General features: G+C 59.4%; 16 protein-coding genes. 13 read left to right on the top strand and 3 right to left on the bottom strand.

All coding sequences use genetic code 11. From position 1 onward, the window contains the following. A complete protein-coding gene (locus ACKVY0_RS02975; RefSeq protein WP_409213303.1) occupies positions 1 to 1,380 on the top strand; it encodes a sulfatase-like hydrolase/transferase in 1,380 nt (459 codons plus the stop codon). On the opposite strand, the gene ACKVY0_RS02970 is transcribed toward ACKVY0_RS02975, so the two are convergent. From ACKVY0_RS02970 to ACKVY0_RS02960, 3 genes are all read right to left on the bottom strand, one after another. Beyond that, positions 1,381 to 1,812, bottom strand: a complete 432-nt coding sequence (locus ACKVY0_RS02970) for a hypothetical protein (RefSeq protein ID WP_409213302.1) — start codon at positions 1,810 to 1,812, stop codon at positions 1,381 to 1,383. 11 nt (positions 1,813 to 1,823) lie between these two features. Beyond that, positions 1,824 to 4,127 carry a response regulator gene (locus ACKVY0_RS02965; RefSeq protein WP_409213301.1) on the bottom strand — a complete coding sequence of 768 codons (2,304 nt, stop codon included), beginning with the start codon at positions 4,125 to 4,127 and terminating at the stop codon, positions 1,824 to 1,826. Positions 4,128 to 4,258: 131 nt separating this feature from the next. Further along, on the bottom strand, positions 4,259 to 5,509 hold the full coding sequence (locus ACKVY0_RS02960; protein ID WP_409213300.1) for an SHD1 domain-containing protein: 1,251 nt from the start codon (positions 5,507 to 5,509) through the stop codon (positions 4,259 to 4,261). Positions 5,510 to 5,665: 156 nt separating this feature from the next. Here ACKVY0_RS02960 and ACKVY0_RS02955 point away from each other — a divergent pair, with 156 nt between their 5' ends. The 12 genes from ACKVY0_RS02955 to tnpC all read left to right on the top strand — a co-directional run bounded on the left by ACKVY0_RS02955 (position 5,666) and on the right by tnpC (position 22,984). Beyond that, the gene (locus ACKVY0_RS02955; protein WP_409213299.1) at positions 5,666 to 6,130 is read left to right on the top strand and encodes a hypothetical protein; all 465 of its coding nucleotides are present in this window, start codon (positions 5,666 to 5,668) and stop codon (positions 6,128 to 6,130) included. A 117-nt stretch (positions 6,131 to 6,247) separates the two neighbouring features. Continuing rightward, complete coding sequence (locus ACKVY0_RS02950; RefSeq protein WP_409213298.1) at positions 6,248 to 8,698, top strand: DUF1592 domain-containing protein; 2,451 nt, start codon at positions 6,248 to 6,250, stop codon at positions 8,696 to 8,698. A gap of 51 nt (positions 8,699 to 8,749) precedes the next feature. Next, the gene (locus ACKVY0_RS02945; RefSeq protein ID WP_409213297.1) at positions 8,750 to 9,130 is read left to right on the top strand and encodes a four helix bundle protein; all 381 of its coding nucleotides are present in this window, start codon (positions 8,750 to 8,752) and stop codon (positions 9,128 to 9,130) included. Beyond that, positions 9,127 to 10,446, top strand: coding sequence for a DUF1552 domain-containing protein (locus ACKVY0_RS02940; RefSeq protein ID WP_409213296.1), 1,320 nt, complete (start codon positions 9,127 to 9,129; stop codon positions 10,444 to 10,446). Before ACKVY0_RS02945 ends, ACKVY0_RS02940 begins: the two co-directional genes overlap by 4 nt. Positions 10,447 to 10,583: 137 nt before the next feature. Next, a complete protein-coding gene (locus tag ACKVY0_RS02935) occupies positions 10,584 to 11,129 on the top strand; it encodes a NuoI/complex I 23 kDa subunit family protein (protein ID WP_409213295.1) in 546 nt (181 codons plus the stop codon). Further along, a complete protein-coding gene (locus ACKVY0_RS02930) occupies positions 11,129 to 11,707 on the top strand; it encodes an NADH-quinone oxidoreductase subunit J (protein ID WP_409213294.1) in 579 nt (192 codons plus the stop codon). The genes ACKVY0_RS02935 and ACKVY0_RS02930 overlap by 1 nt, the downstream gene beginning before the upstream one ends. Then, the gene (gene nuoK, locus ACKVY0_RS02925) at positions 11,704 to 12,021 is read left to right on the top strand and encodes an NADH-quinone oxidoreductase subunit NuoK (protein WP_409213293.1); all 318 of its coding nucleotides are present in this window, start codon (positions 11,704 to 11,706) and stop codon (positions 12,019 to 12,021) included. Before ACKVY0_RS02930 ends, nuoK begins: the two co-directional genes overlap by 4 nt. A 9-nt stretch (positions 12,022 to 12,030) precedes the next feature. After that, a complete protein-coding gene (nuoL, locus tag ACKVY0_RS02920; RefSeq protein WP_409213292.1) occupies positions 12,031 to 13,911 on the top strand; it encodes an NADH-quinone oxidoreductase subunit L in 1,881 nt (626 codons plus the stop codon). A 12-nt stretch (positions 13,912 to 13,923) separates the two neighbouring features. Then, positions 13,924 to 15,381 carry a NuoM family protein gene (locus ACKVY0_RS02915; RefSeq protein ID WP_409213291.1) on the top strand — a complete coding sequence of 486 codons (1,458 nt, stop codon included), beginning with the start codon at positions 13,924 to 13,926 and terminating at the stop codon, positions 15,379 to 15,381. A gap of 198 nt (positions 15,382 to 15,579) precedes the next feature. Further along, positions 15,580 to 17,052 (top strand): NADH-quinone oxidoreductase subunit N, encoded by a 1,473-nt coding sequence (locus ACKVY0_RS02910; RefSeq protein WP_409213290.1) that lies wholly within the window; start codon positions 15,580 to 15,582, stop codon positions 17,050 to 17,052. A 35-nt stretch (positions 17,053 to 17,087) separates the two neighbouring features. Beyond that, positions 17,088 to 19,439 (top strand): S16 family serine protease, encoded by a 2,352-nt coding sequence (locus ACKVY0_RS02905; protein ID WP_409213289.1) that lies wholly within the window; start codon positions 17,088 to 17,090, stop codon positions 19,437 to 19,439. A gap of 812 nt (positions 19,440 to 20,251) precedes the next feature. Then, positions 20,252 to 22,984, top strand: coding sequence for an IS66 family transposase (gene tnpC / locus ACKVY0_RS02900; RefSeq protein ID WP_409213288.1), 2,733 nt, complete (start codon positions 20,252 to 20,254; stop codon positions 22,982 to 22,984). Positions 22,985 to 23,113 lie beyond the last annotated feature (129 nt).

Raw genomic sequence — 23,113 nt, 5'->3', positions numbered from 1 at the left:
ATGAAGGCTCTTCTTTGCTCGTTGTTTCTGCTTCCAGTCGCTGCCTTGGCGGCAAAACCGAATGTTCTCTTCCTGTTTGCCGATGACATGCGTGCCGACAGCATCGCGGCGCTCGGCAATCCTGTGGTGAAGACGCCGAACCTCGATTCGCTCGTGCAGCGCGGCTTCGCCTTCCGCAATGCGTTCTGCTTCGGCGGCAATTCACCTGGGGTGTGCACGCCGAGCCGCAACATGCTGCTCTCCGGCAATGCGTATTTCCGCTGGAAGGGATTTCAGCCGCCCGCCGCGAATCCGAACAAGAAAGGCAAGGGTGGTGGCGCGAAGGGCAGCATCGCTCCCGGCGATGCGCCGAATTTTCCGCTGTCGATGCAGGCTGCCGGTTATGAGACCTATCATCATGGCAAGAAGGGCAACACTGCGCCGCTGATTCAGGCCAAGTTTCAGCACAACAAGTATCTGGAAAACGACGAGGCCGAACGCCAGAGCGGCGAACCAGGGCGTGAGATCGCGGATCATGCGATCACCTTCTTCAAGGAGCGCGATGCCGCGAAACCGTTCTTCATGTATCTCGCCTTCGGCAATCCGCACGATCCGCGTGTCGCGGCGCAGAAATATCTCGATCTCTACCAACGCGACAAGATTCCGCTGCCGAAGAACTACCGGCCGGTGCATCCCTTCGACAACGGTGAGATGGTGATCCGCGATGAGAAGCTGTCACCCTGGCCGCGCACGGAGGATGAGATTCGCCGCACGCTGCACGAGTACTATGCGACGATCACGGCAATGGATTCTCACATCGGGCGCATTTTGACGGCGTTGAAGGAGAGTGGGCAGTTGGAGAACACGATTGTCCTGTTTTCTGCCGATCAAGGCATCGCCGTCGGCAGTCACGGGCTGCTGGGAAAACAGAACCTCTATAACGCGGGCATGAATTCGCCGTTGTTCTTCGCCGGACCGGGCATTCCAGCAGGTGGCAGCAATGCGTTGGTCTATCTATTCGACATTTATCCGACGGTTTGTGATCTCGTGGGCGCGGAGGCACCGAAGACGATTGATGGCGTGAGTTACAGGCCGGTGATTGAGGGCAAAGCCAAGGCGGTGCGTGAAGAGATGTTCTTCGCCTACATGAAGGTGCAGCGCGCGGTCATCGCGGATGGCTACAAGCTGATTCGCTATCCGCAGATCAACCGCTCACAGCTGTTTGATTTCTCGAACGACAAGGATGAACTGAACGACCTGGCGAATGATCCGGCGCAGCAGGAACGAATCACGGCTTTGATGACGAAGATGGAGAAGTGGCAGAAACACTACGGTGATGATCTGCCGCTGACCTCGGCGAATCCAAAGTCGGCGGAGTGGTCGCCGCCAAAGGCGGAGTGATCACGCGAGGAAATCGTCGGCCACGATTTCTTCGTCGCCTTCATCGGCGTGGATGCCTTGGGCAATGACACGGTCAGTCACTTCATCGAGATAGGTGCTCAATTCGTTGCTGAGCGCGATGAATTCGGGCCAGAGCGTTTCCTCCACGAAGGTGCGCGGCACTTTGACCATGACGGTGGTGCGACGCTGCCGGGTGCGGCGGTAAGGCTTGAGCGAATAACGGCGCAGCAGGGCGATGAAGAGTTTTTTCGACCAACCGTCGGTGAGCGTAAACTTGTATTCGATGGGCTGCTCGATCTTGGCGGCTTCACCGAGGCGGCGTTTGATGCGGGCGATGGCTTCGGCGGCGGCCTCTTTCTCGCCGGGCGTGGTGGCACCGGAATACAGGCGCTCGATTTTGCGGAGCTTGTCGAGAAGATCCTGTTCGCGCATGCGGGCCTGATTTATGAGGCGCGACGAATGCCGCGAGTTGCCAGAATGTTGCGCACAAGGCGGAGCATGTCGGCAGGTTCGTAGGGCTTCGGCAGCACGGCGGCGAAGCCGTAGGCGGCGGGTTTGGCCATGACGGGGTCGTCGGAGTAGCCGCTGGAGACGATGGCGAAGACTTCGGGGTCGATGGCGCGGAGTTTTTCCATGGCGCGGACGCCGCCCATGCCGTTCGGGATGCTGAGATCGAGAATGACAAGGTCGAAGGCGCGGCCCTGAGTCATGCTTTCCTGATAGAGACGCACGGTATCGCTGCCTTCAGCGCTTTCAGTGACATCGAAGCCGTTGCTGGTGAGATTGCGCACGATCAAGGAGCGCACGAGCGGATCGTCTTCGAGTACGAGGATGCGCGGCGTGGCGGCGGCGAGTTCGGGCGGGGCATCGAAAACTTTGCTGAGGCCGAAGGCATCGGCTTCCTCGGCATCGGAGTCGAGCGGGAGGTAGAAGCGCACGGTAGTGCCGCGGCCGAGGTCGGAACGCACGGTGAGTGAGCCGCCGTGGGCTTTGGCGATGGATTCGCAGACGGTGAGGCCGAGGCCAGTGGCGTTGTCGGCTTTGCGGGTGCTGAAGTATGGCTCGAAAATGTGCGTCAGGTGGTCGGGCGCGATGCCTTCGCCCTTGTCTTCGACTTCAATGGCGAGACCGGAGGGCTGGAAGTTCGTGTCCGTGACCATTTCGCCGGGGAACATCTCGGCGTGGTCGGGCGCGAAGCAGCGGATGATGATTTCGCCGCCGTTGGGTTGAGCCTGTTCGGCGTTGCGGATGAGATTGCTGAGCAAGCGGCGGACTTGACCGCCATCAATGGCGATCTGCGGCAAACCGGGCTGCACTTCGATGCGGTACTCGATGCGATTGGCACGAGTGTGATGCATGAAGAAGGTGTCGATGAGGTCGCCGAGGCGGACGAGCGCTTTGATCGGCGCACCGCCACGGGCGAAGGTGAGGAGCTGCTGGACGAGGTTCTGCGCCTGAAGCGTGGCCTGTTTGGCGGTGTGCAGCTCGGGCAGCGTGATGGCGTTGCGCAGACGCATTTCGGCGAGCGAGATGTTGCCGAGCAGGACGGTGAGCAGGTTGTTGAAGTCGTGCGCAAAACCACGGGCGAGGAGGCCGAGGGATTCGAGGCGGTCGATGCGGTTGCGGCGCTCGGCTTCCTCACGGCGTGCGGTGACATCTTGTACGAGCAGGAGCAGGCCTTCGCCGAAGGGATAAGCGCGCAGTTCGAGCCAGAGTTGTTTTTCGTCGAGGTAGATCTCCCGGATCACCGTTTCGCGATGCAGCATAGCGTGAGCGAGCGCCTCGTGGTGCAGTTCGCGCGTGGAAGTGGGCATGATGTCCCACAGCGAGAGGCCGAGCATGTGGGCGAGGCCGCGATCAAACAGTCGCAGGGCGCTGGCGTTCGCATACGTCACGCGCCAGCGGGCATCGAGCGCGAAAAGCGGGTCGGAGATGCTTTCGACGACATCGACGAGGGGGGCGGTGTTGCGGTTGGTTTCCGGAGTGACCGCTGCTGCGGGCATGGGGGCTCGGAACAGGATGATGAGGCCGGTGAGCTGGCCCTGGGCATCGCGCAAGGGTGCGGTGCGGTCTTGAACCGGGACGCGTTCACCGGAACGGGTGGTGAGATGGACGGTGCGCTCGCTGGTCTGTGAAGCGGTCTCGGCAGGCAGAATGTCCGCAGGTTCGCCGCTGGCTTGATAAATGCGGAAGACTTCGTTCAAGGAGCGGCCCACGACTTCCTGCGCGTTCCAGCCAGTGATACGGGCGGCGGCGGGGTTCATGAACACAATGCCGCCGGCCAGATCGGCGGCGATGACGCCATCCGCGAGGCTTTGGAAGGCCTCGAAGTAACTATGTTCGCGCCGCTGGCGCGCGTTCTCTTCCAGATGACGCTGGGAGGCGACTTCGACGGTAAGGCGGAGTTCGTCGTGACTGAAGGGCTTCAGCAGGTAGCCGTGCGGGTGTGTTTGCCGCGCACGGGCGACGGTGTCGAGGTCGGCACAGGCGGTGACATAGACGATGGCGACACGGCTGCGGCGTTGGAGTTCGCGGGCGGTGTCGATGCCGTCGAGCTGCCCGGCGAGGTGAACGTCCAGCAGGACGAGGTCGGGGCGAAGTTCTTCAAAGCGTTCGAGCGCTTCTTCCCCCGAGGCACAGATGCCGACGACGAGGTAGCCGAGTTTGCCGAGTGATGCGGCCATGTCGCAGCCGACGAGGCCTTCGTTTTCGACGATCAGTATGCGGATGCGGTCGGAATTGGTCATTTCCCTGAGGATGAGACTATTCTAGCCGAGACAAATTAGAAACGCCATAAGAAATCCATGTCCTTTCTCTAGCGGGTCGAGTTCCGCATGATTCAGGCCACCGCAGCGCGGGTGGTTGAGCGAGGCAGCGATCAGTTGGAGGTCGTGGCCGGACCGTTCTTGCCCGGAGGGAAGAAAGTGATGTCGATGCCCTCTTTGCGCAGGGCTTTCTTCACGTCTTCGGCAAGCTGGGCATAGGTGCGCTCACGCAGGAGGTGTTTTTTGACGGCGGCCTGTTCTTCCTCGTTGCCCTTCGCATTCTGCACCTCGCGCAGGTAGGCGATGACGTTCGCAGCATCGCCTTTGTCGTCGAGGTGGTAGAAATAATAGGTGAGCAGGCCGGCGGAACCGTAGTTTTGCTGGGCGGCTCCGCCTTTGCCAAGGGCGGCGGCCCAGCGCCTGCCATCAATGGTCATGAGTTCCTCCAGATCGATCATGGTGTAGCTCTTGCCGCCACCGGCATAGTTCATTTTCTGCGCATAGCCTTTCAACTGCCGGTTCAAGCCAGCGAGGCTGAAGCGGCCATTGCGGTTGTAATCCAGCATCTCGACATACTCGGCGCTGCCCTCGATATACCAGGTGGGCAGCACGCCCAGCCAGTGGTTCATCATCTGATGGGTGATCTCATGGATGAGCGTGGCGTTGTCATCGTCGTTGTTGTTTTCCAGGGAGACGCGGCTGCCGACCATCTTCACGCCGAGACTGGAGAGCGGCACCATGAGCGCTTTTTTGGCGGACATGTACACGCCGGCGGAGCCGACAACGCCTCCTTCTGTCATGTAATCGTCTTTGCTGGTGAACAGGCGTGCGAGGAATATCTCCCGCAGCTTTTCGGGGGTTGGTTTGAGGTCCAGCGGCAGCATGCAGTTCAGCAGCCAGGTGGATTCAAAGATGCGGCCAAACTCACGCACGACATTGGAGCCGAGCTTGGAATCGCACTGAAATTCGTAGTGTGGCGAGCGGTAGATGAATTCCTTGGTTTCGGCGTCCTCTTTGACCACGGTGACTTCAGGCCGGTCCTCCAAGGAAACCGTGCGCGGCCAGGTAGTGCTGGCGACGGGAGCGCCGGAGGGTGAGGTGGCAGCCGTCGCGGGAGGTGCCGCCGTTTGACCCTTCGCAAAGGCTTGGTCTGCGGCAGACAAACGGGCCAGCGGGATGGTGAAGGTGCTGCCGTTTGCCATGCGAATCTTCACGCCGTCACCTTCCAGCGCCACGAAGGCAGCGTCGATCTTGCGGCCATCCGTGCTCGTCCAACTGCGCATGGCAGGAGCGGCGGTTTGTGCGTGAGCAAAGACGGACAACAAGGCGGCGAGAGCGAGGCACCAATGGTTGGAGAGCTTCATGCTGATGATTTTGGGAGGAGTGCCGCCAAATGTCGAGCATTTAGGCAATCCGGCATGACGTGAGCGCTTTGAAAAAATGCGGTGGGCGGTACTTTTTTCTCGCCAATCGCACCGGCATACGAATAGCCTCCGCACGTCGTTTTATTAACCACTGCTATGAAAACATTCATTTACCTCCTCTCCATCCTCGCCTTCAGCCTGTCGCTTTCCGCTGCCGAGACGGCACCGAAGAAGAAAAGCCCGGCCAAACCCAAAGCTCCCGCCGTCGAGGAGGCCAAGCCTTCCGCCAAGGTCGAAGCCGTCGCCAAGACACTCACACCCTCCCAGCGCACCAAATTGCTCGATCTGCTGAACGAAGGCGATGACAAGGCACTGATGACGATTCCCAATGTGGGTGAGACGCGTGCTGCCGCGATCAAAAAGGCCCGCCCGTTCGCGGATGTGACCAACGTGATGAAGGTCGAAGGCATCGGCGAGGCCACCTTCGCCGAAATGGTCGCGCATGCGAAGGCCGGTTTCCCGCAGCCGGAGAAGACGGAAGCCAAGGAAGAGCCGACCACCGAGAAAAAGAAGGCTCCAGCCAAAGCCAAGACCACGCCGAAGAAAAAGGACACGAAATAAGCGCGGTTTGCGCTCGGATCGTCACTGCGCGAGAAGCGTGGCCGAAAATCTGCCCAAACGGATGCAATGAGTCCGTTTCGCGGCCAGTAGTCGGCCGCTTCTCCCGTTGCGATCATAATGCGTTCTCTTGTTTACCTCATTCTCACCACCGGCGTGGTGTGCGCTGCCCCCACGACAGCCTTAAAGCCCTTTTTCGCCAAGCACTGCACCGAGTGTCATGAAGGGGACGTGAAAAAGGGCGGACTGGATCTCACTGCGCTGCCGTGGAAGCCCGAGGAGCGGAAGAACTTCGATGAGTGGGAGAAAATCTATGACCGCGTGACCAAGGGCGAGATGCCGCCTGCCAAGAAATCACGGCCTGAGGCCAAGGCGCAAAGCGAGTTCCTCGCGTCGCTGCAAAAACCGCTGCACGAATTTAACAAGGAGCAGCAGGCAACCACTGGGCGCACCGTGCTGCGTCGGCTGAACCGCACGGAGTATGAGAACACGGTGCATGATTTGCTCGGCATCGACGTGCCGCTGAAGCACATCCTGCCGGAGGACTCGCTGATGCATGGCTTCGACACCGTGGCCGAGGGCCTGCGTTTCTCGCAGCTTCAAATCGAAAAGTATCTGGAAGCGGCTGATGTCGCCCTAGATGCCGCCATTGTTTTAACCCAAAAGCCGGAGCCGCTGAACAAGCGCTTCAGCTACAAGGAAGAGGAGGGCATTCGCAAGAACCTTGATACACCGCCGGGCACGATCACGGACAAGAACAACCCCAAGTCCGGTCATCGCGTGATGTTCCGCGAGACGCCTGATGCCTTGATCATGTTCAACACTGCCGACTACCTGTCGGGGCTGAAGAAGTGTCGCATCCCTGGTCCAGGGCTGTATCGCATCAAGCTCTCCGGCTACGCGGTGCAGTCGGACGGGCGGCCCATCACGCTCATGATTTACAGCAACAACTACCGCGAGAAGAAGCTGCTGTCGTATTGCGAGCTGCCAGCCGACAAGCCGCGCGAATACGAGTTCACCACGGTCCTGAATGGCAGCGAGCACATTGTGATCAACTCCGACGATGTGGGCCACGACAAGCGCGGCCAAAACGTTTACAACGTGCAGGCGAAGGACTTCACCGGCACCGGCGTGGCCATGCAGTGGCTCGAAGTCGAAGGGCCGCTCGGTGTGGACATGTGGCCGCAGCCAAGCCTGAAGCTAGCGATGGGTGATGTGCCGCTCAAGACACTCCCGCCTTACAAACGCAAGGACCGCTTCGGCAAGTCGATCGGCTTTGAGTTTGCACCTGCTGATGCCAAAGCGGCGATCAGCGCGGGGATCAGCCAGTTTGCCACCCGCGCCTTCCGTCGTCCGCTTGAGGCTGGCGAGACCGACCGCTTTGTGAAGCTCGCCACCGACTCGCTTGATGCAGGCCAGATGTTCGAGGACGCCATGCGCGTCGGCTTGCGCGCGATCCTCACCGCGCCGCAGTTCCTCTTGTTTGAAGAGCGTCCCGGCAAGCTGGACGACTTCGCCGTGGCTTCGCGACTGTCTTATTTCCTCTGGAGTTCGATGCCGGACGCGGAACTCATGCAGCTCGCCGCCGCGAAGAAACTCACCCAGCCTGCGATCCTGCGCGCGCAGGTCGAGCGCATGCTCAAGAGCGGCAAAGCCCAGGCCTTCACCACGAACTTCGTCGGCCAATGGCTCGACATGCGCGGCATCGACGCGACCATGCCGGACAAGAAGTTGTATCCCGAGTTCGACATGGTTTTGAAGCTGTCGATGGTCGCCGAAACCGAGGCCTTCTTCAATGAAGTGCTGACGAAGAACCTGCCCGTGAGCAGCTTCATCGACTCCGACTTCGCCATGGTGAACAGCCGCCTCGCTGAGCACTACGGCATCGACGGCGTGCAGGGCGAGCAGTTCCGCCGCGTGTCACTGCCACCCGACAGCCCACGCGGCGGCGTGCTCACGCAGGCCAGCGTGTTGAAGGTCACCGCGAACGGCACCGTGACCTCGCCCGTGCTGCGCGGCGCCTGGGTGCTCAAGCGCCTGCTCAACCAGCCGCCCTCGCCACCACCGCCGAGTGTGGGGTCCATCGAGCCCGACACACGCGGCACCACCACGATCCGCGATCAACTCGCGAAGCATCGCGACTCTGAGTCCTGCGCAGGCTGCCACCAAAACATCGACCCGCCCGGCTTTGCGTTGGAGAGTTTTGATGTCATCGGCGGCTGGCGAGAAACCTACCGCTCACAGGACAAAGGCACGAACACGAAACGCAAACTCAAGGGCCAGAACATCTGGCAATACAAGGAGGGCCTGCCCGTCGATTCCAGCGGTGAACTGCCCGATGGCCACAAGTTCACCGGCATCAAGGACTTCAAGAAGCTGCTACTTTCTCAGCAGGATTTGGTGCTGAGTGCGCTCGCCTCCAAACTCATGATCTATGGCACCGGCGCTGGCATTCAGTTCGCCGATCACACGGCGATTGATGCCATCGTGAAGCAAACCAAGGCCGAGGGCGGCGGGTTGCGAACGCTGGTTCAAGCGGTCGTGGCTTCGCCGATGTTCCTTTCCAAGTAGATGGGGAGACTTTCAGACCATCAGACTTCCAGATCACCAGAACTCCACACCATGAGCGAGAAGATCAAGCGGCACACGGACCTGAAGGTTTACCAGATGGCATTTTCGACAGCGATGGCGGTGTTTGCTGAGTCCAAGGCTTTTCCGAAGGAGGAGCGCTACTCGCTGACGGATCAGGTGCGGCGTTCATCACGTTCAGTTGCCGCCAACATCTCCGAAGGCTGGCGCAAGCGGCGCTACCCGGCTTCATTCATCAGCAAGCTCAACGACGCCGAAGGTGAAGCGGCAGAAACGCAAACCTGGCTGCAATTCGCCGTGGAGTGTGGTTACATGACCAAAGCGGCAGCGAGAAAACTCTACCTGCAGTGCGATGAAACCATTGCGATGCTCGTCCACATGCAAAACCACGTCGATCAATGGACCCTCAAATGAACTCTCCCATCTCCTCTTCTGACAGTCTGAAAGTCTCCCCATCTCTCCGTCCGGCAGTCTCACGTCGCAGTTTCATCCGTGGCACCAGCGTGTCCCTCGCACTGCCATTCCTCGACGCCATGCTGCCACGCTCATTGCGTGCCGCCGGAGCACAGCCACCGAAGCGCATGGTCTTCGCCTGTGCGTCGCTGGGCATCTATGGACCCAGCTTGTTTCCGAAGGAGACTGGCAAGGACTACACCGCCACGCCTTATCTTGATCTGCTCAAGGATCACCGTAATGACTTCACTATCTTCTCCGGCGTCTCGCATCCCGATCAGAATGGACTCGACGGTCATTCATCGCAGCAAACCTGGCTGACCGCCGCTCGCGGACCGGGTCTCGGCGGCTTCCGCAACACCGTCTCCATTGATCAATACGTCGCAGAGAAGATCGGCTACGAAACGCGTTTCCCCTCGCTCGCGCTCAGCACCAGCGGCCAGTCGAGCCAGAGCTACACGCGCAGCGGCGTCATGGTGCCCGCTTACTCGAAGCCCTCGCAGGTGTTCGCGAAGCTCTTCCTCGACGGCAAGGATTGGGAGATTCAGGCGCAGATGCAGAAGCTCAAGGAAGGCGAGAGCATCATGGACACCGTCATGGAGGAAGCGAAGCGCTTCGAGCGTCGCGTCGGTGCTGCTGACAAGGAGAAGCTCGACGAATACTTCACCTCCGTGCGCGAAATGGAGCAGCGCATGCACAAAGCCGAGGCCTGGGTGACAAAGCCGAAGCCGAAGGTCGATGCCCAGCCACCGCAGGATGTGGACAACGAATCCGATCTCATCGCACGGATGCGCCTGCTCTACGATCTCGTACCGCTTGCCGTGCAGACTGACAGTACCCGCGCCATCACGATCCTTGTCCAAGGCGGCGGCCAGGTTATTCCGGTGCCGGGCGTGACCATCGACCACCACAACCTGTCCCATCACGGCCAGGACCCGCTGAAGATCGACCAGCTCCAGCGCATTGAGAGCGAGGAGTTCAAGGCCTACCGCGACCTGCTCACCGCCTTGAAGTCCAAGAAGGAAGGCGGCGGCACCCTGCTCGACAACACCATGGTCGTGTTCGGCAGCAACCTCGGCAACGCCAACAGCCACGATTGGCACAATTTACCCCTGCTCATGGCCGGTGGCGGCTTCAAACACGGCCAGCACCTCGCCTTTGACGCCAAAAACAACCAGCCCATGAGCAACTTGTTCGTCCAGATGCTGCACCGCATGGGCATTGAGGCCGAGGAATTCGGATCAAGCACGGCCACGAGCCTACCGGGCCTCGTGTGAGGGATTTTTTGGCGCGGGGATTCAAGCCGAGGGCCGTTTGGCTGCCGCCTTGTGAAACTTTTCACAAATTGCGGTTGCCGCTCTGCGGGACACTTGGATAATCAAGCCCGCCTCCCCCTGCGGCTCCCTGCTTTTTCATGGCTACCATCACCGTCCAACGCCCCACTCTTGCCTGGCATGAACGCTGGTTCATATCCACGCTCTGGAAGGGTCTGCGGATCACCGTGGGGCATGGCATCAAAACCTTCCTCCAGATCGCCGGGAAGAAGCCGAAGGTGACGATGGAATACCCCGAGCAGAAGTGGGACGAGCATCTGCCTGAATACTACCGCGGTGCCCCCGCCCTCGTCACCGACGAGCAGGACCGCGAGCGCTGCGTGAGCTGCCAGCTCTGCGAGTTCATCTGCCCCCCGAAGGCCATCAAGATCATCCCGGGCGAGATTCCGAGCGATGATCCGTGGGCGAAGGTTGAAAAGCGGCCCAAGGTCTTCGAGATCGACATGATCCGCTGTATTTACTGCGGCATGTGCGAGGAGGTCTGCCCCGAGCAGGCCATCTACTTGCGCAAAGACTACGCCATCACCGGCCTCTCACGCCAGGAGATGGTTCACGACAAAAAACGCCTCTATGAGATCGGCGGCCAGCGTGTGGGACTGGTAAACAAGTGGAACGACCTCAAGTAATGCCTCCACTGCTGTTCTACCTGTTTGCACTGATCACCCTGGGCTTTGGCTTCATGGTCGTCACCGGTCGCAATCCGGTCACCTGCGCGCTTTCGCTCGCTGCGAGCTTTGTCGGTCTGGCGGCGCTGTTTTTGAGCCTCGACGCTTATTTTATCGGCATCGTGCAAATCCTCGTCTATGCCGGTGCCGTGATGGTGCTGTTCCTGTTCATCATCATGCTGCTCGACATCAAGGCCGAGGAAGGCAAGAAGCTCAACCTGCCCGCCATCATCTCCGGCGTGCTGCTCGCGGTCCTGCTCACGCTGCAAATCATCGCCGTCGTCAGCGGCACCGGCATCGCCAAGAAAAGCACGGAGAACACCCCGCTCGCTCTCGCCGAAGCCGCCGGGAAAATCGGCAAGGCCGCCCTGCCCACGATCACGAACGATCTCAAAACCGGCACGCTGCCCGATGCCAAGCTGATCGGCTTCACGCTGTTCGATCAATACGGCTTCCACCTTCAAGTCATCGGTCTGCTGCTGCTCGTCGGCACGATTGGCGTCGTGGTGCTCAGCAAACGCGAAAGGAGTGCGCCATGATCACGCTCGGTCATTATCTCGTCGTCAGCGGCATGCTGTTCGCACTCGGCCTCGCCGGTGTCATTGCCCGCCGGAACATCCTTATCGTGTACATGTGCCTGGAGATGATGCTCAGCGCCGCGAACCTCGCGCTGGTCGGCTTCTCCCGCTTCCATCTCGTCAACGGCCTGCCGGACTACACCGCGCAGTCGCTCGTCTTCTTCACCATCACCGTGGCCGCCGCTGAGGTGGCCGTGGGTCTTGCCATCATCGTGGCGCTCTTCCGTTCGAAGCAGAGCGTCGATGTCGAGTCTGTCACCAAACTTCAGGGCTAACGCGACACCATGAACGCCAGCATCATCCTCCTGCTGCCCTTCTTTTCGGCGCTGCTCATCCTGCTGGGGCATCGCCAGCTCAAAGGTGCCGCCGTTCTCATCTCCGTCGGTTCTTCCGTCATCGCTTTCCTCGCCAGCGTCGCCTTTCTGGGCGCTGATGACAACGAAGGCACGAAGATGCTGCTCCCTTTCATTGACGTGGCCGGTTTCCGTGCCGGGATCGACGTGCTGAGCGACAAGCAGAGCCAGGGCATGATGTTCATCGTCACCTTCATCGGCATGCTGGTGCATCTCTTCTCGCTCGGTTACATGAAGGACGACGCGGCCAAACCACGCTTCTTCGGCGCGCTGTCGCTTTTCATGTTCTCAATGACCGGCATCGTGCTCGCCGGCAACTTGTTCATGATGTTCATCTTCTGGGAGCTGGTCGGACTCAGCTCCTACCTGCTCATCGGCCACTGGTATGAAAAGGCCAGTGCCGCCGAGGCCTGCAAGAAAGCCTTCCTCACCAATCGCATCGGCGACTTCGGCTTCATGATTGGCATCCTGCTGCTGTTTGGCCTGAACAAGGGCGATGTCGCCATCGACAACCTCCAGGACGCCTTCGTGCAGGGCGGCGCTCTCTTTGATGTGCAGAAAACGAATCCTGGCCTGATCACCGCCGCTGCATTGTGCATCTTCCTCGGTGCTGTCGGCAAATCCGCCCAGTTCCCGCTGCACGTCTGGCTGCCGGACGCCATGGAAGGCCCCACGCCGGTCTCCGCGCTCATCCATGCCGCCACCATGGTCGCCGCCGGTGTTTACATGATGGTGCGCATGAGCTTCCTCGTCACCGCATCGCCACTTGCGGCTGAAATCATCGCGGGCATCGGTTGTTTCACCGCATTGCTCGCCGCGTTGATGGCCACGCAGCAGAACGACATCAAGCGCGTGCTCGCTTACTCCACGCTCAGCCAGCTTGGCTACATGGTCATGGCCGTCGGTGCCGTCGCCATGGCCGCGCAGCATGGTCACGCCGAACACGGCCCCGATCCCGGCCATCCGGCGATGTTCCACCTCTACACGCATGCTTTCTTCAAGGCGATGCTGTTCCTCGGCTCCGGTGCGGTGATCTACGCCTGTCACCATGAGCAGGACATCTGGAAGATGGGCGGCCTGCGCAAGCACATGCCCGTCACCTTCTGGACTTTCGCCATCGGCACCGTTGCCCTCATGGGACTGCCGCCGCTCAGCGGTTTCTGGAGCAAGGAAGCCGTGCTCGGTGCTGCGTATGACAGCGGTTGCAACATCCTCTTCCATGCCGGGACGCTCACCGCCGTGCTGACCTCGTTCTACATGATGCGCCTGCTCATCGTCGCCTTCTTCGGCAAGCCGCGCACCGATTCCGCACATCACGCCACCGAAGTGCCGATGGTCATGCTGCTGCCGCTCGCAGTTTTGGCAATCTTCTCGATCTTCTCCGCCTTCGACATTCTTGCCATGCCACTGCAAGCCATGAAACCGCCGCACGTCGAAGGTCATCAAACCGTGCTGTTCGCCTCGCTTGCCGCTCTCATCATCGGTGCTGGCAGCGCCATCTATCTCTACCGTGGCAAAGACAAAGACCCCGTGAGCATCAAGCTCTTCGCCAACAAGTTCTACTTCGACGAAATGTACGCCGTCATCGTCCGCGTCTGCCAGGACCGCCTCGCCTGGATCGTCACCGCGATGGAACGCGTGTTCGTCGATGGCCTCATCGCCCGTCTGCCCACGGCGATCATCGCCCGCCTCGGTGCCGCTACCCGCATGCTGCAAGGGGGTCATCTACAAGGCTACACCTTCCTGCTGGGCGGCGGCGTCATCGCCGTGATTTATCTTGTCGTGTTTGTGCTGCCCCACATGGGCCATTGATGGAGAAATTGAATGAGCGTTCTTGAACTAATCATCGCACTCCCGCTGCTCGCCGCTTTGGCGATCTGGCTCGGTGCGCCTGTCCGTGCCGCCTCCATCGGTGCCACGCTCATCAATCTCATCCTCGTCTTCGTCACCACGATCCAATACGCGGGCAAAACCGGCCTCGCCTTCACGCAGTCGCGCACCATCCTCGAAAATCCCTCGCTCAGCTTCGCGGTCGGTGCCGATGGCGTCTCGCTCATCCTCGCCCTGCTCACCACGCTCGTGATGCTGGCCGCCGTCTGGCAGATTCAGGATCGCCCTGCCATCTTCTACATCGCCTCGCTCCTCATCGGCGGCGGTGCGCTCGGTGCCTTCCTCACTACCGACGTTTTCTTCATCTACGCCTTCCACGAACTCGCGTTAATCCCGACCTTCCTCATGATCGCGCTGCACGGCCATGCCGATGCCGCCCGCAGAAAGGCCATCGCTTGGAAGGCCACGATTTACCTCGGCGCAGGCAGTCTGGTGCTGCTCGCCGGTCTTGTCTGGGTCGTGCTCGAATTCAGCGGCGGTTCCAAGCTCACCTTCGATCTCGAAGCCTTGCGTGCTCAGGCCGCGCTCACGCCGCTGCCCGTCGAAAAGCAGGCGCAGATTTTCTTCGTCCTCCTGCTCGGTTTTGGTTCGCTCGTCAGTCTGTTCCCCTTCCATAGCTGGGCCGCACCGGCTTATGCCACTGCACCGACACCCGTCGCGATGCTGCACTCCGGCGTGCTGAAAAAATTCGGCCTCTACGGCCTGCTGCGCATCGCCATGCCGCTGCTCCCGCAAGCGGTGCATGTTGAGTGGGTGCAAAACGCACTGCTGCTCATGCTGCTGGGCAACATCCTCGTCATGGGCCTCGTCACCATCCATGCGAACCGTCTCGACGACACATTGGCCAATTCCAGTGTCATGCACATGGGCTACATCTTCCTCGGCATCGCCGCAGGCAGTGAAATCGCCCTCAAAGGCGCGGTGATCCTCATGTTTGCGCACGGTGTGTCCATCGCGTTGCTCTTTGCGCTCTGCGGTCGTCTGCGCAATCAGCTCGGCACCCTCGAATACAACAAGCTCGGCGGTCTCGCCTCGCATGCGCCCTCGTTCACGGTTCTCTTTGCCTTCGGAGCCTTCGCCAGCATCGGTTTGCCCGGCCTCACCAACTTCGCCGGTGAAGTGATGATCTTCGCCGGCAGCTTTACAAATTTCAAAGTGGGTGCGCTCACGAATCTGCACTGGACCGTCTTCCTCGCGCTCTGGGGCGTCGTGATGTCCGCTGTTTACATGCTGCGCGCCTACCGCAGCATCTTCCACGGCAACGCCACCACCGGCCTGTTCATGAGCGACCCCGCTGTTTCGCAGCGTGTGCCGTTCATCCTGCTCGCCACCACGCTGCTCGTCACCGGCTGCTGCCCCTGGCTGCTGCTCAACCTCATGAAGGCCCCATAATCGTCCTCGTCCTCCTACTCGAACTCGTCCTCGATTCTGCCGACCCGCCAGCTCATTATTGTCCGCACTCCCCAGCAGCTCCGCCACACGTTTTCCTAGTTCCGCCATTCCGATTCGCCCTCGCCACCTGCCCGCCACCCGATTTGATCGAGGACGAGTAGGAGTTCGAGGACGAGGACGAAAGAGCGCCACCCGTCCATGAACATCTTCACCATCGAAGCCGGCCTCGCCCTCCTCGGACTTGCCTTGTTGCTCGTCGAGGCCTTCAAGCCCGACATCTCCCGCCGCACCCTTGGCCTCACTGCCATCGCTGGCACCGCGCTTGCCCTCGTGTTGCTCGTCTTCGCGAACCACGACACCGCCAGCCTGCCCAGCTTCATCCAGCCCTGGCATCAGCTCGACACGCTCGCCCTCTTCTACAAAGGCTTTGCGCTCGTCATCACGCTGCTCGTGCTCTGGCTCACGCTGGAATGCGCCCCCTACCTCTCGCGCTACACCGTCGATGGCAAACTCGCTGAAATGTTCAGCCTGCCGCTCATCGTCTGCGCCGGCATGATGTGGATGGCTTCCGCACGCGATTTGGTGACCGTCTTCGTCGCTCTCGAACTCGTCACCGTCAGCTTCTACGTCCTAGTCGCCTTCGCGCGTAAAAGCGCCCTCAGCCTCGAAGCAGGCGTTAAATACCTCATCCTTGGCGCTCTCTCGACCGGCATTCTCGTCTATGGCATCGCCTGGATCTACGGTGCCACCGGCACCATGAGCTTCGACGGCATCGCCAAAGCCCTCGCCAATCCCGCCACCAGCAAAACCACTGCTCTGTTCGGTGCCGCCATGCTGCTCTGCGGTCTCGGCTTCAAAGTCGCCGCCGCACCCTTCCACATGTGGGTGCCCGATGTCTATCAAGGTGCGCCGACTCCCGTCACCGCCTTCCTCTCCGTCGGATCAAAAGCCGCAGGCTTCGTTGTCCTCACGCGTGCGCTCGATGCTTTCCTCGCCGAAGGCTCCATCATCGCCGTTGAAGTCCAATCGCTCCTGCTCGTCGTCGGTTCGCTCACCGTCCTGCTCGGCAGCCTGCCCGCGATGTTCCAGACCAGCGTGAAGCGTCTGCTGGCCTACTCCAGCATCAGCCACGCCGGTTATCTGCTCCTCGCCCTCGCCTGTCGCGAAAGCGCCCGCTTCGATCTCTCTTCTGGCGGCATCGTCGCCTTCTACCTCGCCACCTACCTGCCGATGACCGTCCTCGGCTTCCTCGTTCTCGGCCTCATGCGTGCCAACGGCCTTGGCGAAGACATCAAAGACTTCGCCGGCCTCGCCAAGCGCAATCCGACGCTCGCTTTGCTCATGACGATCTCCTTCGCCTCGCTCGCCGGACTGCCGCTCACCGCTGGCTTCATCGGCAAGCTCTTCGTCTTCCTCGGCCTCGTCGATCACGGCTACTGGGGTGCCCTCAGTTGCGCCGTCATCGCCGCCGCCGCCGGTTTCTATTACTACTTCAAGACCGTCCTCGCGATGTACACCACCGAAGGCACCGACACCAGCGCCCTCACCATCAGCACCGCCTCCAAAGCCGTCGCCGGGGTGCTCGCCGTCGCCATCCTCATCCTCGGCGTGTATCCCAAGCCGTTGCAGAAGGTGCTCACGCCCGCAACTGCGGCAGTGGTGGCGAAATAATTGACAAGTTTTGGTCGCTCCTGCTAAAAGAGGAAATGCAGATCAAGCTCTTTTCACGCATAGCTCTCGTCTTGGGCGTCATCTGCTGTCTCAACGCGTGCCGGGAGCAGGGAAAAATGGCGGGAGGCGGTGACACGATCGCTATTCCACAAAACTTCGAGATCGATTTCGATGGTTTGTTTGATCTGAAGCAGCCCTGCGTGATGACGCCACCGTTGCTTGAGTCTAAAGTTGCAGCCATGGCGGTCATCCCTCGGGAAAAGCTGTGCAAGCCCGTGAAATTCCCTCAGGAAACCTGCCACTACCACTGGTTTAGCGCCAAGGATGCGCCGGTCCACAACCCCGGCTATTCCATCTTCAAGAGTGGAATACATCCCAATTTTGTCAGCGTGGTTTGGCAGGAAGAGGCCATGGAGCGCTTTTATTGCGTCTATCCTGCGGAGAAGGATCAGGCGGTGCCGCCTGAATTGCTTGCCGACATGGACGCCAGCCTGAGCGTGGCCCACACCTTCAACACGGTGCTCAAACAGTTTGAGTGGGAGCTGAAGCACTACTCCGTGAGTGCCAAATACTCGACGAATGTGGGAAAGGGCGATCCGAGTTTTCTAGTCAATGTTCAAAACAAACAGGTCCAGCCAAAGCCACGGATCTTAGCGCAACAATCAGGTGGCCAGACTTTGAAGGTGAACCTTGATGACTTCTTTGATTGGAAAAAACCGACGAGCATGACTGCGGTTGCGTTCCAGGCCAAGATGCTGAACTTCGAGAGCACTTCGGGCAGAAAGCTCCGAGTTTCGGACAGGCCTCCTTACCTCACATATTATTTCGATACGGCTCTTGTTGGCGCAAATGGTTCCTTCTCGTTGCTGGAGGGGCGCTATCAAGCCGTCAATGCCTACTTTCAATGGAAAGAGGGTCGTATTTCCAACATCCGGGTATCTCTGCCTCCGATGCAAGGTGGGAAACCCTTCAATCTTTCCGAGGAGGTTGCATACCTTGACAAGTTTTTTGGAATGACTCACAGCCAGCTCGAAGGCGGCACAGATGTCTGGCGATGGTCCGACTGCCAAATTCGATGCTACAAGTACTCCAACTCCGACGACTACTGCATCGAGCTGGACAGGCATCTCCAATTCCCTCTGGCAGCAACAACTCGTTCCCCGGACCCCGCAGCACCCACGGAGGCAGCAGCAGCTTCGGCTTTACCCACAACTGCGTCATCCACGCCCGCCGCCGCTCCAGCATCTGCCAACCCGGCCTCCAATCATTTCAAACTCCGCCTCACCCAAATGAATGGCCTTTTGATTTCTCAGCTCTCATCTGGTCAAGAAGCTGGGCAGGTCACGAAAATGACTCTCACAGCGCTGCCCAACCGGGGCGACAAAGAAAGCTGGCTCGAATTCAATCAGGAGGTGGGTGGCAGCATGCGGAGATGTCTGAATGAGGTCAGCAAGCTCTCCCAGCTTCGCCACGACGTCTGGCCGCCAGGATATTCCTTGCAGATTGGATTTGAGGACAAATACATCGACAAAGACGGCCCCTCCGCCGCTGTGGCCTGCGCACTCCTGGTTGAGTCGGCCATTACCGGCAAGACTTGGGATCCGACCTTTGCGGTGACGGGCGATCTGAATGCCGATGGCAGCGTGCAGCCGATTGGCGGCGTGCGGGCCAAAATTCGCGGTGCCACCAATGGCAGTTGCAAGCTTGTTGCCGTCCCCGCCAAGAATGAGCGTTCCATTGCAGACATCATGCTTCTCGATGGTCCAGCGCCGCTGGTGGGCATCACCGTATTTGGCATCAAGACCTTCGACGACGCCATGCTCCTGGCGAACTCAGAACGTCCACAGGCATTGAAAAACGCCCTCGCCGATTTTGAATCGATGCGTGGCGTCATGATGCGTGACCCGAAGCAAATCATGCCCCTGCTGCGCACGCCGCATGCCGTCGCACGTTTGCAGGCGCTGCTGGCCGCAGCCCCTGGATGCTATTCGGCCAAGTATCTTTTGCTGCACGCACAAGGCAGAACCGCACGGGTGCTTTCCCTCGGCGGATCGATCGAAGCCGCCCAAAACAGTGCGCAAGCCATCGTTTCGTCCATCGATAACGATGTGGACACCGCCATGACAAGGCTCAAGCCGGACGAAGTGGGCACCAGCATCAACAAGCTGCGCAACCTCCGTCCTCTGCTCGATCAACGCATCTGGCCCTATGTGGACGGCATCACGGACTACGGCGAGGTCATTCGCAGCGCGATCGTCAATCCAGTTCGCTCTGGTGCGCGCTATAACGACCTTGTGTCCAAAGCCAACCAGGCCGCAGGTTCTGCATCAGCGGCCTTCAGGCTGCTCATGAATTCGTCTCAAGTGAGAGAGGAGCTGGGGCTATAGCATTTTGCTGGGCATAATGCCTGGCCTCTTTTTTTTTCAGTGTCGAGCCGAATCCCGATGCTTCGAGTTCCGCCGTGGAAGACCCTCCATGCCGCGTGGACGATTTCTCATGCCGCATGGAGGGCGGCACAGGCGGCATGGACGATCTCTCATGGTGCATGGACGACCTCACAGGCGGCGTGGACGATCCCGCATGCCGCATGGAGGGTCTTCCATGCCGCATGGACGACCTCTCATGGCGCGTGGAAGACCTTCCATGCCCCGTGGAAGAACTCTCATGGCGCATGGAAGAGCTTCCATGCCCTCTGGAAGACCTTCCATGGGAGGTTTAAAGTTCTGAATACCAACGTTTTAGATGGGATATGGGAGGGAATGCACCCTCAAAACGGGGATAGGTAGTGAATGCTCATGAGCCCAACCACCCTTCCAGACCGCGGTCCCGCCCGGCCAGCCCGCGCTCCCCGGCTGCCAGTTCCCAATCCTGGGACTCCACGCCCCGCGCCCAAGGTTCTCACGATGGCTCCCGGTTGTCCCGCCTCCGCTCCCAAGCGCCCAGCCTGCGCTCCCGTCCCGCCAAACCGCGCTCTTGACCGCCCAGCCCGCGCTCCTCACCCGCCAGACCGCGCTCTCAGGAGCGCCGGTCCGCAACCCAGGAATCCCACGAACATCCCGGGAATGCGGCCAAAATCCTGAGATTGATGGCTCAAACCGGGCATAAAACCTGCATAATGACTGGCATCTTTTCTTCGGGTGGATGCAGACCTAATATTCTGGACATCCGACCCCTGGTTGCGCGCGTAATTTGACATCGCATGAAGATCACTCCAGACGTGTTTGAAGCATACCTGAAGTGTCCGACGAAAGCTTGGCTGCGGGCGACCGGCGAACCATCCACAGGTTACAGCTACGCGGAGTGGGCGCACACGCGGGCCGAATCCTACGGCATCACCGCAACAGCACGCTTGGTTGGAGATTCGCCGAGTGAGGAAGTTGCGACGTCACCAGACCTGGCAACTATGAAAACCGCCAAGTGGCGGTTGGCGACATGCTTGGCAGCGCGAGCACAGATCGAAACATGCGTGTTGGAATCGGATCTCCATGCAGTCGAACGCGTGTCCGCCGCAGTCCAAGGGAAACCGGCTCAATTCATCCCGATTCGATTCATCTTCGCCAACAAACTGGGCAAGAATGATAAGCTGCTGTTGGCCTTCGATGCCTACGTGCTCTCGAAATCATTGGGGCGCGATGTCAACAACGGCAAGATCATCCACGGCGACAACGACGCCACGATGAAGATTAAGGCCTCGGGCCTATTCGGCGAAGTGCGCAAGCACCTCGAGAGAATCGTCGTGCTGTTATCCAGTCCGGTGCCACCCGACCTCGTTTTGAACCGGCACTGCGCCGAGTGCGAGTTCCAGGCCCGCTGCCGCCAGAAAGCCATGGAGAAGGACGACCTCAGCTTGCTTACCAGTATGAGCGAGAAGGAGCGCAAGAAATTCCAGAGCAAAGGCATCTTCACCGTTACCCAATTCTCCTACACCTTCCGGCCCCGCCGCCGGCCCAAACGGAAGCGCGACAAGCAGGAGAAGTATCACCACTCGCTCAAAGCGATGGCGATTCGGGAAAAGAGAATCCACATCGTCGGCAGCCCGGAACTACAGATCGACGGCACGCCCGTCTATCTGGATGTCGAGGGGCTGCCGGATAGAGATTTCTACTACCTCATCGGGCTGCGGATCGGCAACGGCGATTCGGCAGTCCACCACAGCCTTTGGGCGGATACCGCCCAGGCCGAGCCTAAGATTTGGAAGAAATTCCTCAGCGTCCTAAACACCGTCGAGAGGCCGGTGCTGATTCACTATGGGAGCTACGAGACAATTTTTTTGAAGCGGATGTCTGAACGATACGGAAAGCCGTCCGAATCCTCTGTGCCAGCCAAGGCCATCCAGACTGCGGTCAACCTGTTGACCGTGACCTTTGCGCGGGTTTACTTCCCCACGTTCTCCAATGGCCTGAAAGAAATTGCAGGATATTTGGGGTTTCGCTGGACTGACCCTCACGGTTCGGGCGTGCAGTCCATCCGTTTACGTCACGAATGGGAAGAATCAGGCTCGCCTTCGCTGAAAACCGCTCTCCTCACTTACAATGCCGAGGACTGCGAAGCCGTGGAAGTGGTGACGAGCAAGCTGTTCGAATTGCACCGGGCGTCCCCTCACTCGGAAGGCACTTCGCTTGCCGGGGTCGTTGACACTACCATGCTCAAGAGGGAGCACCCCTTCGGCTTCAAATGCAATAAATTCGTGTTTCCGGAACTGGAGGTTATCAACAAGGCCGCTTATTGGGACTACCAGCGCGAGCGAGTTTATGTGCGGTCAAGCGCCCGCGTGAAACACGCCGTGCGTCAGACATCAACGCCCAAGAGGGCGGTGTCCCCCGACACAACGATCGAGTGCCCGCGCCCGAAGTATTGTCCCCAGTGCGGCTCATCAAAACTCGTCGCCTATGGAAAGGTGAGCAAGACGGTCTTCGATCTCAAATTCATGCGGCACGGAGTAAAGCGGTGGATTGCCCGTTATCAATTCCACCGATACCAGTGTCAGGTGTGTGGTGCCACCTTCTACCCGGACGAGCGTAGCTGGACGCGAAGCAAATTCGGACCAGATCTCATGGCCTATGCGATCTACCAGAACATCGGGCTCCGTCTGCCGCAGGAAAGTGTTGCCAGCAACTTAAACAAGCTGTTCTGCCTTCAATTGCCGCTTGGAATAGCATCCAAGTTCAAGAAAAGTGCAGCCCAAGCTTACGAGGAGACATACGACGCATTGTTAAAGCGCGTGTGCGCCGGGCGACTCGTCCATGCTGACGAGACGAAGATCAGCCTCAAGAGTGGTGACGGGTTTGTTTGGGTCTTTGCCAATATGGAAGAGGTGGCCTACGTCTATAGTGAAACTCGGGAAGGCGAGCTTATTGCTGACTTGCTCAAAAACTTCACTGGGGTTTTGGTTTCCGATTTCTACGCTGCCTACGACGCGATCCAATGCCCACAGCAGAAGTGCTTGATTCACCTCATTCGGGACATGAACGACGATGTCTTGAAGCACCCCTACGACGAGCAACTGAAGCGTGTCGCTTTGGGCTTCGCGACTCTTGTTAAACCGATGGTTGAGACCGTGGATCGTCATGGCCTCAAGACCCATTTTCTGCGAAAGCACCTCGTGTCGGTAGATCGCTTCTACCGGCAGATCTCCGCCATGGACATTCAGAGTGACGTAGCAGTGAAGCTAAGGGACCGGCTCCAGAAATACCGGGACAAGCTGTTCACATTCTTGAGCATCGATGGTGTTCCTTGGAACAACAACAATGCCGAGCACGCTGTCAAAGCCTTCGCGACTCTCCGGCATTTCATCGCGGGAGTCACCACGGAGAAGGGCATCCGCGAATATCTGATTCTTTTGAGCATCTGCGAGACGTGCAAATACAAGGGCGTGGACTTCCTCGACTTTCTGCGTTCTGGCGAGAAAGACATCGGTGCCTACGGAGCATAATGCCTGGCATCTTTTTTTCGAAGGTGTTTTTGCACCAGTCCTTGATGTTGACGAGGGTGTAGTTCAGCGGCGTGCCGTCGTCGCGGGTGAAAGAGTTGATCTGGCGGAGGAGCTTGGACGCGGTGAAGA

This window comes from Prosthecobacter sp., from assembly GCF_046154365.1.
GTDB lineage: Bacteria > Verrucomicrobiota > Verrucomicrobiia > Verrucomicrobiales > Verrucomicrobiaceae > Prosthecobacter.
Note: the sequence above shows the minus strand (reverse complement) of the source record. Positions and strands in the feature narration are given on the sequence as shown.

Coding starts and splice junctions, on each gene's coding strand:
- ACKVY0_RS02940 (WP_409213296.1), top strand. CDS start 9,127: ATGAACTCTCCCATCTCCTCTTCTGACAGTCTGAAAGTCTCCCCATCT.
- ACKVY0_RS02950 (WP_409213298.1), top strand. CDS start 6,248: ATGCGTTCTCTTGTTTACCTCATTCTCACCACCGGCGTGGTGTGCGCT.
- ACKVY0_RS02945 (WP_409213297.1), top strand. CDS start 8,750: ATGAGCGAGAAGATCAAGCGGCACACGGACCTGAAGGTTTACCAGATG.
- ACKVY0_RS02965 (WP_409213301.1), bottom strand. CDS start 4,127: ATGACCAATTCCGACCGCATCCGCATACTGATCGTCGAAAACGAAGGC.
- ACKVY0_RS02970 (WP_409213302.1), bottom strand. CDS start 1,812: ATGCGCGAACAGGATCTTCTCGACAAGCTCCGCAAAATCGAGCGCCTG.
- ACKVY0_RS02930 (WP_409213294.1), top strand. CDS start 11,129: ATGCCTCCACTGCTGTTCTACCTGTTTGCACTGATCACCCTGGGCTTT.
- ACKVY0_RS02910 (WP_409213290.1), top strand. CDS start 15,580: ATGAACATCTTCACCATCGAAGCCGGCCTCGCCCTCCTCGGACTTGCC.
- ACKVY0_RS02915 (WP_409213291.1), top strand. CDS start 13,924: ATGAGCGTTCTTGAACTAATCATCGCACTCCCGCTGCTCGCCGCTTTG.
- ACKVY0_RS02955 (WP_409213299.1), top strand. CDS start 5,666: ATGAAAACATTCATTTACCTCCTCTCCATCCTCGCCTTCAGCCTGTCG.
- ACKVY0_RS02960 (WP_409213300.1), bottom strand. CDS start 5,509: ATGAAGCTCTCCAACCATTGGTGCCTCGCTCTCGCCGCCTTGTTGTCC.
- tnpC (WP_409213288.1), top strand. CDS start 20,252: ATGAAGATCACTCCAGACGTGTTTGAAGCATACCTGAAGTGTCCGACG.
- ACKVY0_RS02905 (WP_409213289.1), top strand. CDS start 17,088: ATGCAGATCAAGCTCTTTTCACGCATAGCTCTCGTCTTGGGCGTCATC.
- nuoL (WP_409213292.1), top strand. CDS start 12,031: ATGAACGCCAGCATCATCCTCCTGCTGCCCTTCTTTTCGGCGCTGCTC.
- nuoK (WP_409213293.1), top strand. CDS start 11,704: ATGATCACGCTCGGTCATTATCTCGTCGTCAGCGGCATGCTGTTCGCA.
- ACKVY0_RS02975 (WP_409213303.1), top strand. CDS start 1: ATGAAGGCTCTTCTTTGCTCGTTGTTTCTGCTTCCAGTCGCTGCCTTG.
- ACKVY0_RS02935 (WP_409213295.1), top strand. CDS start 10,584: ATGGCTACCATCACCGTCCAACGCCCCACTCTTGCCTGGCATGAACGC.